Raw genomic sequence first — 11,647 nt, 5'->3', positions numbered from 1 at the left:
CGCAATCCGCGATGGGTTTTCTTCGCAAGATCCTTCAGGAACAGCGCGTTCATCGTCCCCTTGAGGCCAACATGGAGTTCGGAGATTTCTCCTTCGGCGAGCGTGACGATCGTTATGCCGGCAAACTGTAGATGCTTGTAAAGCGTCGCGATGTCGGCCTGATCGCGGGAGATACGATCCAGCGCTTCTGCCAGCAGAAGATCGAACTTCCCCGTCCTCGCATCTTCGAGCAACTGCTGAATGCCCGGGCGTAGTGTCACGCTTGAGCCCGAGATGGCCGCGTCCTTGTAGCTTGCGATCACTCGCCAGCCTTCGCGGGTCGCCTGTTCCCGGCAAATGCGCAGTTGGTCTTCAATCGATGAGGGGTTTTGCCGATCGGTGGAGTAGCGGGCATAAAGGGCAGTGCGGATCATCAAAAAACTCCCGACAGCGGAAGGCCGTCATGCACGCATGACGCCTGCGGCGCCCTTTCCCCCTACGTTTCAGTGATCTCCGAATCTTTCCGGCTTCGAGGTGATGGTTGTACCGCGTTCAACTCTCGGGCGAGCTGACGTCCAAGCAGGCGAGCAAGGCAAATCAGGGCGTCCTGGGTTCGGGTTCCCCGCTCATCAGCCGGTTTGGGGAGAGCATCGCTATCGGCGGCAGGCTCCGGCGGCTTCAACTGATCACTCGGTATGCTTGCGATCTGGAAACGGGCTGCGGCTTAATGCCTGCCTGAACGGGCCGGTCTACGGTTGAATCCTCCAATTGGCGGAGAAATTTCACGTCCACAGACAAATTCATCCAAATAGCGCGGCGAGGGCCGGGACTATTGTTGAAAATCACGGTGGTATCAAGGAATGTGGAGAGATCGGGCATGAGTAACCTGCTGTCAAACGCGGCGATCTGACAGCAATGGGGATCGGAAACTATACTTCAAGGGTCTCGAAAATAGAGCAATTCCTCTTGATCGTCCATGACAGTACCAGTGCGTCCACAAGTGTGCTGGTAGTTGCGAGAAATTTTTTCAGCCACGAAATTCTGGCGATGATGAGACCCAGCTAGGCGTGCGATCGCCGGGATCGAGGCGTCAAGCTGGCACCATCCGCTTCAAGTGAGAGATCGCCGCTCTCGACAGCCCGGCCGCCGGGGTTTGCCTCGCCCATCTGCTCAAGGCCTGTCGCTGGTGCGATGCGCGAACGGTGATGCGCTATGGTGGGCAGCGCGTCACCAAGAGCGGGGCCAGCGCCCGTTTGGCGAAGCGGTTTGCCGAGGACTGATCGCGTGGAGGGTGGACGCCCTTGGACCTTGTCCGATAGGCGGGCTTTGGGGCATTTTGCTCGGTCCGGTTCCGAGCAGATGGCCCGAGAAAGCTGACCCTCCCGACGTACAAATTGCCGTCACTGCACTGGCTGGTCTGCGCCCAATTCGGCCGTAGACTAGACCAAGCTCATTGCCCGATACCAGACGTAGCTCGGTCTACCCGGAACCGGATTTTCTGAAGCACGGTATGATGCATTGTCATCAGTAGCAGGCGCAGGACGGCAACATCCAGTGCGGCTGACATCGCAACACCCTTTCAGCGAGATATCTGTTGACCATATCCAACAAAAAGAAGGGGCGGCGCGGTCGAAGATCACAGCTACGTCGGTAGCTCAAACTTCAGCAATAAGGTGCGTTGGGATGGCTCAAAGTTGTCGTCTGCAATGAAGTAGAGAAAGGCGCGGTCCCCGGCCTTCCGCAGCGCAACCCCCTCAAAATTCTCCGATATGAAGGGCGGCGCAAGCCTGATGATTTCGTGGACCTTTGCCGTTGTTTCACGGAGTGTCAGTTCCTCGACTGCGACGGCAAATCCAGCCGCTTCGCTCCAACTGCGGCGCAGGAGGATGAAACGCCCGCCTCCCAAGGCGACGAGATCGCTGGGGCGCATGCTGCCCGGTGCGGGCACGGCGATATCCTGCGCTCGCCGGGTTTGTTCGGTACTGGTGCCAAGGGGAGGGCTGACCAGCAGGGCCGCAGCTTCGCCGCCGGGCGTGCGCAGGCCTTCGGATATCAGCAAAGTGCCGCTTTCGTCGCTGGCCATTGCCTCCACGCCCTCGTTATCGGGTTGGCGCGCCAGCCATGAGTCCATGCCGCCAAGACGCGCGGGGCGGCCCGCAGGAAGCCCGCCGGAAAGCTCGTAGCGCAGAACGCGGTGGTCGCGTTCCAGCGCGACGAGAACCGCGCTGGGCGAGCAGGAACGCGCCTTGCAGGAATGCACGAACTCCATCGCCTCGGCATCGCTCTTGCGCTTGCCGACCAGCGGGGCGCCGTCGCTGTCGAGGAGGTTGGTGGTCCGCGCTTGGTCGATGCCCACCAGCCTGCCGCCACGTTCGCGCGGGCGCAGCGCGTACCAGGCGCCGTCCTCGTCGCTCAGGGCGTGGAGCCAGCCGCTTTCCCAGCGCAGAGACGACAGGCCGCCGAAGTGTCTCCTCGGCGAGGATAGGTCCAACGCGCCGAGGAAGCGGATGCCCGGCGCCATCGGCGCCGGCACATCCGCGCCCAGCCGTGCAGGCCGGGCTTGCACCGCGATCGGCGTGCCTGCGCTGAGGCGGGCTGCCCCGCATCCGGCCAGCATCGGCAGGATGGCAAGGGCAAGACCTGCCGCAGCGGCGCGGAAGGGTGTCGGTATCAAGGCTCTCACAGCTTGGCGCTCAGCCCCAGGAACACGGTGCGGCCCAGCGTGTCGTACAGGGCAGGGAAGGTGTTGCCGTTACCATAGTCGGCATTCACGCCAAGGTTGAAATTGTCGACGATCGGCGGGTCGCGGTCGGCGATGTTGCGCACGCCTATCCGTAGCACGAAGTCGCCGTCCGCCACCGGCAGGCTGGCGGAAAGGTCGAAGTAGCTGACCGCACCGATGCGTGCATCGGCAATGTCGCGCTGGCCGCCAGTGGCGCCGCTGAACACGCTGTTGCCGGCATTGATATCGACCTTGGAGGCACCCACGAAGCGCCAGGCGAGAGAGATCGCCGCCTTGCCGGGCGTTTGCCAGGTCAGCCTTGCGGTATGGCGCCAGTCGGGCGTGGGTGAACCGCAGGTCGGGCCGTAAAGACCCGCGCAGTCGAAGGCCGGCTGGCCGGGTAGCGGCGAGACTTCGCGGTTGCGGGTCCAGCTTCCGTTGGCATCCAGCAGCAGGCGGCCCGCCGCTCCGATGTCGGTGGCATAGGCGATGCTGGCGTCGATACCGCTGGCCTTGAGGTAGCCCGTGTTCACGTTGGTGGCGGCGATGTAGCCGCTCGTGGTGGCAAGGCTGCCGTTCGCGTCGCGCCGTATCAGGTTGCAGAAGAACGCATCCGCATTGTTCAGGCACTGCGAATAGGCAAGGGTGGGCGAGACGGTGCCGATCAGGTTGCGCACCTTGATGTCGTAGTAGTCCACCGTGATGAACAGCGAGCGGGCGAAGCGCGGGTTCAGGACGAGGCCCATCGTCAAGGTATCCGCCGTTTCCGGCCGCAGGGCCAGATTGCCGCCGGTCAGCGTAGTGCAGAAGTTCGACGCGCACTCGGCAATGCTGCCGTACTGGGCGGAGGTGACGCCGGTATTCATGCACTGGGTCAGCGAGGCGGCAGGGCTGGTTCCGGCACAGACGTCCGTGACAGAGGCGGACGAAAGCGACTGCGGTGCGAACAGTTCCACCACGTTGGGCGCACGGATGGCGCGGTTGAAGCCCCCGCGCAGCGCCATATCGGGGATCGGCGCCCATTCGAGGCCGACCTTGAACGTGTCCGCCCCGCCAGCAAGCTTGTATTCCGAATGGCGGTAGCCTGCGTTCAGGGTCAGGCGGTGGAAGAACGCCCGGTCGCTGACGAGCGGCGCGACCACTTCGAGGAAGCCCTCGGTCACATCGGTGCTACCGACTGCGGGCGCAGTCGCACCGAAACCGGCAAGATCGCCGCTCAGCAAGTTGGCCGAAGGGCTGAGGCTGATCGCGTCTTCCCGGTACTCTACGCCGAAAGCCACGGCCACCGGATCGGCGGCCAAGGGACTGGCAAGGCCGATGGTGCCCAGATCGCCGTTGATCGTTGCGGCCGCCACCTTCTGCGTCACGCGCCCGGTGGTGCGGCCACTGGCGAAGACGTAGTCGGCCGCCTCGGGCGAGACTTGTCCCAGCTGGAAGATGTCGAGCGGCGCGCAGCCCGCATTGCCGGAGATGCACTGCACGGTGCCGCCCACATTGCGGGCCAGCAGCGCGTCCTGCACGCGGGCGACCGAGACGTCGTTGGTGGCATCATTGGCATATTCGACCCGGCCGTACTGGCCGTAGACGTCGTAGCTCCACCCTTGCGCAAACGAACCGCGCGCCCCGACCACGCCGCGCCATTGGCGGTGGCGCACGTCGTAATAGCGCTGGCGACCTGCCACTTCGAGGCGCTTGGCAATGGTGCCGGACCAGACTGCCGTGGTGCTTCCCGCATTGGCGCCGCACAGCGAAGTCGCCTGTGAGGCGCTGAGCAACGGATTGTCGCAGTTGATAGTGTAGGTCCGGTTGCCGACGATCCCGGCCGGCGCGATCTGGGCGCGGGTGGTGTCTTGCATGAACATTACGTCGGTATAGAGTTCGACCGCGTCGCTGACCTCGTAATGGGCGAGCAGGCCGGCGGAATAGCGCTCGTCCTGCCGCTGGAGGTAGTTCTCTTTCGCCGAATTGTAGGCCAGCGCGCTGGTATAGGGAACGAAGCTGGCGCTGCCGTCAGGGTTGGCAGCCAGTCCGCCGCCGGTCCCGCCGGTGCGGAAACGGCCATAGGCATTGGTGCCGGAACCCGTGCAGACATGGGTGTCGAAGGGCTGCGCGCCGCTGACCGTGCCGATGCCGCAGGCGGCGAAATCGCGATTGATCGCGCCTACCGGCTGCGCATTGCGATACGCGAAGTAGGCGGTGACGTTGCCGCGTCCGTCGCCTAAGTTGTGGCCGCCCGCCAGCGAGACGTCATGGGTCCAGCCGTCCCAGCCGCCATCCGGCACTTCGACGCCGAAGGCCCGCAGCTTGTCCTGCGCGCCCTTGTTGTCGTTTTCGGTCTGGTAGCCGCTGACCTGATAGTCGAGGCGCAGACCTTCAAGGTCGCGGCGCAGCTTGAAGTTGACCACGCCCGCCACCGCGTCCGAACCATAGGCGGTGGAGGCGCCGCCGGTCACTGTCTCCACAGACGAGACCAGCGAGGTGGGGATAAAGTTGAGATCGGCCACCGGCAGTGTCGGATCGCCCGGCATCAGGCGGCGACCATCGATCAGCACAAGAGTGCGGCTCGGTCCCAGCTTGCGCAAGTTGACAGTCGCGATGCCAGGCGTGCCGAACGTGGATTGTCCTGAGGTATTGCTGCCCGAAACCTGCGGCAGGGCATTGAGCAGGCCGTCAGCGCCCGGCATGCCCTGAAGCGCGATTGATGTGCTGTCCACGGCGACCAGCGGGCCGCTTGCCGTCGCCGCGGGCGAACGGACGCGGCTGCCGGTCACGACGATGTCGTTCGCGGTTTCAGCGGCACCGGGCGCGGCCTGCGCATGGCCGATGGACGGAACGAGCGCGCCGGTCAGGACACAGCCCAGCGCGGCGGACGAAAGCAGGCATAGACGGACAGTCATCGCAATTTCCCCTCATGGACGACAGGCCTCCCTGGCACACCCGGTGCTCGTTCGGCCCGATCTGCGCCTTGGACCATCGCCGCCAGAAAGGGAGCGAATCCCCCCGATGGCAATGTCCAACCCCAGAAACACCCTTCCCATAAAAAACGTTTTAGTCAGTATTATGACGGATCGATACTGATGTATGGCGGATCACTTATGCGTCGGCGTTGAATGTGCAGGGATTTAAGATGAATCGTTTTATGCCTTTTCTCCTGGCGGTCCTCGCGGTGGCGCCCGATCCTGCGCTCGCGTCGACCGGGAGAGACCGGGCCGCACCGGAACTCGTCATCTATGACAACGACTGGAGCGTCAGCACCGGCGGCAAGGGTTATGTCTCCGAACCGGCGCTGGCGATTCTGCTGGGCAGCCCCAAAGTGCGCGTTCTGGGCCTCACCACGGTCAGCGGCGATTACTGGCGCGATGAAGGTGCGGCCAGCCTGCTGCGTTTTCTGGAAATCGTCGGTGCGGGTGACGTGCCGGTCCACAATGGCGCGGTGCTGCCGCTGGTGAACAGCGCCGCGCGCCATGCCGACTGGGAAGCGCGCTTCGGCAAGGCCTACTGGAGCGGCGCCTGGAACGATCCCGAACGCGATCCGCAGGCCCTCATTCCGCCCCATCCGCTCTCCTGTCCGGTCAGCACAAGCGCATCGGCGATCGGCAGCATCGCCCCGCAGAACAGCCCTGAAATCGCTGCAACCCCAAGGATCGTCGACTCCAACTGTGTCAGCGCCAGGGCCGAGGTGGACGCCAGAGCCGCGCCTGCTGCCATGATCGCCAGCCTGCGCAGGCCCACCTGCAAGGCGGCGGAGGGCAGGAGCAACTGGCCCAGCATCGTTGCGATCATGACCAGCGCCGTGGTCTGTGCGATCAGTGTCGCGTCCAGCCCGCGATCCTGCAGCCACAAAGGAAAGTATGGAGTGACCACACCGAGGAAGGCATAGTAGGCCGGATAGATCACCAGCAGACCCGGTTCCTTGTAAGTCTTCTTGGTATCGGAAAGCCGGTTGTCGGCGTTTTCCATGTCACGCGGCGCCATTGCGTTCTCTCGAAAAAGGGCCATGCCGGAAGATGGGATGCGAAGCTTTCTGCTGCTGCGCGCTAGATGCACTTGTGCGATGCGCATGGCCAGACCTATCGTGCCCTATCCCGGCCTCGTCCGGATCAAAGCGAGGATCGGTAAGACAGTGCAGCAACCGCGCATAACGATTAGGGACGTGGCCCGTCGGGTCGGTGTTTCGATCGGGACGGTTTCCAACAGCCTGAACGACCGGCCCGGTGTCAGCCGGGAAGTTCGCCGCCGTGTGCTGGCGGCAGTGGCAGAACTTGGCTACCGTCCCAACCGGTCTGCGCAGGCAACCCGCACCGGACGCACCGGCACGCTCGCCTTTGTTACTCCGGACCTCCGCAATCCCTATTATCCCCAACTGGCACAGGCGATCTCGCAGGCAGCCCGCCGCGCCGGATACGCGGTGCTGCTCGTCGATACCGAAGACGGCACTTCCGAACGTGAACGCATCGAGCAGATCGAGCATTACGGCGTCGATGGCATACTATGGTGCCCGGCGACCTCCGAAGATGTGATTGCCCAAAGCAACTTGTCCGCCCCTGTGGTGGTCATCGACCACTGGCTGCCGGGCCGCGACAGCGTGGCCGCCGACTACCGCCTCAGCGGCAAGCTGATCGCCGACCATGTACTGGCTGCCGGCTATCGCTCGATCGGATTGCTCTCCGGCCCCAAGGAGATATCTGTCGCGCGCCTGCGAAGGGATTCCTTCGTCGAATTTATCGGCGGCCGGGTGCCGATGGCCTGGGAAATCATCCATCCATTCGACATGCGCCTGACCAGCGCCGCCATCGGTGCAATCCGCAGCGCCGAGGCTGATGTGATCGTATGCTGCGACGACCTGATGGCGCTTGGCGCCTTGCAGGCAGCGCGCGAGGCTGGGCTTTCCGTTCCGGGTGACGTTGCCATCATCGGCCATGACGATCTGCCGTTCTGCTCCGTCTCCGTCCCTGGAATCACGACCATCCGTCAGCCGCTGGAAGAACTGGGACAAGAAGCAATATCCCTCCTCATAGACAGGATGGCAGACCCTGCCCGACCTACGCGGCGTATGACGCTCGACGTTGAACTCATTCAGCGTGAGTCTGCTCGTTTATGAATCAGCGTTATCGATAATGTTCCGCTGACCCACCACAACCACGCTCATTAATCCTTCGCGCCACCATTGACGGAGCAAGTCCAGCAGATGGGGTGAAAGCATGGCGTTGCGGTCCTTGCGTCCCTTGCCCTGCTCGACGCGGATCATCATCCGGGTGCTGTCGATGTCATCGACCTTGAGGTGGGCAACCTCCGAAACCCGCAGGCCCGCGCCATAGGCCACGCTGAGGGCCGCCTTGTACTTGATGCCTGGCGCAGCCTCGAGCAGCCGCGCTGTCTCCTCGACGCTCAAGACCACACGCAGCTTGGGTGTGAAGCGAACGACGACCAGCGCTAGGGCCATCTCCGGCCGCCTGAGGGTTATCCCGAAGAAGAACCGCAGTGCCGATACCGCGCCATTGATCGTGGCTGGACCAACGGCGCGCTCGTGCTGGTCAACCTGATAACGCCGCAGGTCTTCCACCGTGGCCGTGTCCGGGGGGCGGCCGAGAAACGCGGCGAAGTTCCGGACATGTCGGATATAGTCATTCTGCGTGTGCGCCCCGAAGCCACGCATCGTCATGTCCTGCAGCATCCGCTCACGCAGCGAATGGGTCGGGGCAGCAGTCGTGATAGCATCCATGGTAAGTTCCTCTCCGTTGAAGGAACTCCACCGTCGGCGGGCGCCGCCGCACCGCCGAAAGCCTCACAAATACTACGCTACGTCACCCCAAGCGACCCTCCCGCGGAGCGGGTTCGTGCATTGGCCTGCAGCCGACGGCGCACGAACGTCAGTTATCCCGGCAACGCGGTTCCAAACCGGAAATTCACCTATCGGCCCTATCGGTTCGTTCAGGAGAGGGCGTAGATTGGTGGCCGGAAGGCGGTGGCAAGTGATGCGCTGAACGGCAGCTCTGTCGGCGTCCTTAGTGTATCAAGCTAAAGGCATTGATCTTCAAGACTTCGCTGCAACGATGATGATTTCGACCTTGTATTCGGGCGTAAACAGCTTCGCTTCGCCAGTGGCGCGCGCCGGAGCGCCGTGGCCGGCGATCCAGGCATCCCAGACGGCGTTCATTTCTTCGAAGTCAGCCATGTCGCACAGCCAGATCTTGGCCATCAGCAAGTGATCCTTGCTGCTGCCGGCCTGTGCCAGCAGTGCCTCGATCTCGGCCAGGGCCGTCTTGGTCTGCTCGTTCACGGTCTCGCCCGGCACCCCGATCTGGCCAGCAAGATAGATGGTATCACCGTGGATCAAGGCCTCGCTCATGCGCGGGCCCTGATGGATGCGGGTAATAATCAGTTTCGGTCCTTCCGAGAGGTCGAAGGGTTTCGGGCGCCGGCAGGCGTACGCAAACCCGGACATGTACGACCCGCGGATCGGCAAGAAATGCGCTATGGGGATTTCAGTTTCGGCGCCGTCTGGAGCTTGATGTGCTTCGTTGCGGACGCAGACATGGGTTGGCCATAAGCCCGCCGCCGTCATGGTCGGCGATACCGATGGAGCATCGTCGGACCCGCAGCAGGCGTTCTTGCGCCATGAAGATGGCGATAGGCGCGACGAAGGTCCGGTCCCGCGAGCGAAGTGTTGCGGGAGGGATGACGGTCGGGCCATGCCGGGTCATGACGCGGTTTCCCGGGTAGACAAGAGCATTTCCGGTGGGGCACGCGGTTGCCGCCAGCGCTCAAAGGTTTCGACGATTATCATGGGGCCGCCGCAGCAGGGGCATGGCGGGCGCAGGTCCGTCGGCTTTTCGGTGTCGGGCGCTTCAGGTTCGGGTGCGACTTGGAGCAGGTCGCGGGCAAGCCCGAGGCTGGCCTGGCGACGAGAGCCCGCCAGCAGGCCGTAATGCCGGATGCGGTGGAAGCCGCGCGGCAGGACATGGGTAAGGAACCGCCGGATGAACTCGTCGGCGGGGATCGTCATGATGCGCTGGCGATCTGCCCCATCCCGGCGGTAATCCTTGTAGCGCAAGGTCACGTCAGCGCCATCGAAGGCCAGGATCCGCCGGTTCGATATGGCGACCCGGTGCGTATAGCGCGACAGGTAGGCCAGCACCGCTTCGGGGCCAGCGAACGGCGGCTTGGCATAGACCACCCAGCGCTTCTTACGGACCGGAGCGATATGACGCAGGAACGCGCGGCGTTCGCTCAGTGGCGCGAGCGATCCGAAGAAGGCGAGCTTACCGCTATCGTGGAACTGGATCAGCCGGGTCAGGAATAGCCGGCGGAACAGCTTGCCCAGGACACGGACCGGCAGGAGGAAGGCGGGACGCGAGGATATCCATCGCGTCCCGCCCGGGCCGATGCCGCCGCCCGGCACGACCATGTGCACATGCGGGTGGTGCGTCATCGACGAACCCCATGTATGCAGCACGGCAGTGATGCCGATGCGCGCGCCGAGGTGCCTGGGATCCGCCGCGATCGTCAGCATGGTCTCGGACGCCGCGCGGAACAGCAGGTCGTAGAGCAGCGCCTTGTTGTGGAAGGCGATCCCGGCGATCTGCGCTGGCAGCGTGAAGACGACGTGGAAGTACCCCACCGGCAACAGATCGGCCTCGCGTTCCGCCAGCCAGGTACGCGCCGCCGCACCCTGGCACTTGGGGCAGTGCCGGTTGCGGCAACTGTTATAGGCAATCCGCCAATGCCCGCAGTCCTCGCAGGCCTCGACATGACCGCCCAGGGCAGCGGTGCGGCAGTTCTCGATCGCCGTCATGACCTTGAGCTGTGTCAGGCTCAGATGTCCGGTGTGGGCCGCGCGGTAGGCCGGCCCGGCAGCGCGGAATATGTCGGCGACCTCATGGCCGGCGCGCACGCCTCAACCGTCTGGCGATGCCTGCGATCGAGGAGCCGGGAGCACAGCCAGCTTGTCGAGCGGACTGACCACGTTCCTCAAGGTGCGGGTTGCCACCTGGGTGTAGAGCGCCGTGGTGTTCAACTTCGCGTGCCCGAGCAGCGCCTGGATGATGCGGATGTCGATCCCATCTTCGAGTAGATGCGTGGCAAAGCTGTGGCGCAAGGTATGGGGTCCGACCCGCTTCGTGATGCCGGCAGCGCGTGCTGCCTCGGCCGCGATGCGATGTATCTGTCGATAGCAGATGGGCTTGAGATAATGCTGCCCCGGGAACAGCCAGCCATCGCGGTGCATGACGCCCTGATCTCGTCCCTCCTTCCACCATGCGCGCAGAAGATGCAGCAGGTCATTCGGGAGCATGGCGTTGCGATGCCCGCCACCCTTGCCGCATTCCACTCGGAGCAGCATGCGCTCGCCATCGACATCGCTGACCCTGAGTTTGGACACTTCCGAAGCGCGCAGGCCCGCGCCATAGGCGACGGACAGGATGGCCTGATGCTTGAGGCTGGTCGTCGCGCCCAGCATCCGCGTCACTTCCTCGCGGCTGAGCACCGTGGGCAAGGACCGGGGATGCTTCACCCGGTAGAGCTTGCGGGTCAGGTCCGGGCGGTCGATCGTATGCGTGTAGAAGAAGCGCAGCGCGGACACGATGCTGTTCAGCGTAGGTCCGCCGAGCCCCGCCTCGCGCTGGTCGAGCTGGAACTGGCGCAGATCTTCACCCGTCGCGGTATCAGGAGGACGGCCCAGCCAGGTGGCGAACCGCGCCACATCCCGCAGATAGTTGCGCTGCGTGGCGCGTGACAGGTGGCGCAGGTCCATGTCTTCGGCCATGCGCTCGCGCAACGTCCGGACGGGCATCATAACGGTGGTGGTGTTCATCGTTCGACTCCTTGGTTGAAGGAGTCGATAGGGTCTGCCCCCGCTCGAACCGGCTCAAGCCAGACGCGTCGACGGCGAGGTCAGCACGACATCAGACCCGGCCGCCAATCCCGCGCCAGCGGGTTCGTACAAGG

Annotated in this window: 9 protein-coding genes and 1 pseudogene; 2 read left to right on the top strand and 8 right to left on the bottom strand. The window is 63.8% G+C overall.

Going from position 1 to position 11,647, the window contains the following annotated elements; all coding sequences use genetic code 11:
* The 3 genes from L284_RS33195 to L284_RS33180 all read right to left on the bottom strand — a co-directional run.
* Positions 1–413, bottom strand: a 413-nt coding sequence (locus L284_RS33195) for a recombinase family protein (protein ID WP_021233627.1), incomplete at its 3' end; no start/stop codon positions are given.
* Positions 414–1,621: 1,208 nt separating this feature from the next.
* Entirely contained in the window at positions 1,622–2,500 is an 879-nt protein-coding gene (locus L284_RS33185; protein ID WP_160172107.1) for an esterase-like activity of phytase family protein, read from the bottom strand.
* Between the two features lie 158 nt (positions 2,501–2,658).
* On the bottom strand, positions 2,659–5,598 hold the full coding sequence (locus L284_RS33180) for a TonB-dependent receptor domain-containing protein (RefSeq protein ID WP_021233624.1): 2,940 nt from the start codon (positions 5,596–5,598) through the stop codon (positions 2,659–2,661).
* A 230-nt stretch (positions 5,599–5,828) separates the two neighbouring features.
* On the opposite strand from L284_RS33180, the pseudogene L284_RS49075 reads away from it, so the two are divergent.
* A pseudogene (locus L284_RS49075) lies at positions 5,829–6,164 on the top strand (nucleoside hydrolase); the annotation flags it as partial.
* Positions 6,165–6,196: 32 nt separating this feature from the next.
* Here the strand turns inward: L284_RS49075 and L284_RS49070 are convergent.
* Positions 6,197–6,661, bottom strand: a complete 465-nt coding sequence (locus L284_RS49070) for an MFS transporter (protein ID WP_407635841.1) — start codon at positions 6,659–6,661, stop codon at positions 6,197–6,199.
* Here L284_RS49070 and L284_RS33170 point away from each other — a divergent pair.
* Positions 6,660–7,802: a LacI family DNA-binding transcriptional regulator gene (locus L284_RS33170; protein WP_081673944.1), complete on the top strand. Its 1,143-nt coding sequence runs from the start codon at positions 6,660–6,662 to the stop codon at positions 7,800–7,802. The two genes, L284_RS49070 and L284_RS33170, sit on opposite strands and share 2 nt — an antisense overlap.
* Here L284_RS33170 and L284_RS33165 read toward each other — a convergent pair.
* The 4 genes from L284_RS33165 to L284_RS33150 form a co-directional block, all read right to left on the bottom strand.
* Positions 7,797–8,423 (bottom strand): tyrosine-type recombinase/integrase, encoded by a 627-nt coding sequence (locus L284_RS33165; RefSeq protein WP_235054336.1) that lies wholly within the window; start codon positions 8,421–8,423, stop codon positions 7,797–7,799. The two genes, L284_RS33170 and L284_RS33165, sit on opposite strands and share 6 nt — an antisense overlap.
* Positions 8,424–8,735: 312 nt before the next feature.
* Positions 8,736–9,083: a RidA family protein gene (locus L284_RS33160; protein WP_031341883.1), complete on the bottom strand. Its 348-nt coding sequence runs from the start codon at positions 9,081–9,083 to the stop codon at positions 8,736–8,738.
* A 318-nt stretch (positions 9,084–9,401) separates the two neighbouring features.
* Positions 9,402–10,595, bottom strand: coding sequence for an IS91 family transposase (locus L284_RS33155; RefSeq protein WP_021233619.1), 1,194 nt, complete (start codon positions 10,593–10,595; stop codon positions 9,402–9,404).
* 3 nt (positions 10,596–10,598) lie between these two features.
* On the bottom strand, positions 10,599–11,513 hold the full coding sequence (locus tag L284_RS33150; protein ID WP_021233618.1) for a tyrosine-type recombinase/integrase: 915 nt from the start codon (positions 11,511–11,513) through the stop codon (positions 10,599–10,601).
* Positions 11,514–11,647: the final 134 nt, after the last annotated feature.

This window comes from Novosphingobium lindaniclasticum LE124 (assembly GCF_000445125.1).
In the GTDB taxonomy this organism is placed as follows: domain Bacteria; phylum Pseudomonadota; class Alphaproteobacteria; order Sphingomonadales; family Sphingomonadaceae; genus Novosphingobium; species Novosphingobium lindaniclasticum.
Note: the sequence above shows the minus strand (reverse complement) of the source record. Positions and strands in the feature narration are given on the sequence as shown.

What these genes read in the sequence shown, in the direction of transcription:
- L284_RS33185 (WP_160172107.1), bottom strand. Translation starts at nt 2,500, where the DNA reads ATGGCGCCGGGCATCCGCTTCCTCGGCGCGTTGGACCTATCCTCGCCG.
- L284_RS33180 (WP_021233624.1), bottom strand. Translation starts at nt 5,598, where the DNA reads ATGACTGTCCGTCTATGCCTGCTTTCGTCCGCCGCGCTGGGCTGTGTC.
- L284_RS33170 (WP_081673944.1), top strand. Translation starts at nt 6,660, where the DNA reads ATGTCACGCGGCGCCATTGCGTTCTCTCGAAAAAGGGCCATGCCGGAA.
- L284_RS49070 (WP_407635841.1), bottom strand. Translation starts at nt 6,661, where the DNA reads ATGGAAAACGCCGACAACCGGCTTTCCGATACCAAGAAGACTTACAAG.
- L284_RS33165 (WP_235054336.1), bottom strand. Translation starts at nt 8,423, where the DNA reads ATGGATGCTATCACGACTGCTGCCCCGACCCATTCGCTGCGTGAGCGG.
- L284_RS33150 (WP_021233618.1), bottom strand. Translation starts at nt 11,513, where the DNA reads ATGAACACCACCACCGTTATGATGCCCGTCCGGACGTTGCGCGAGCGC.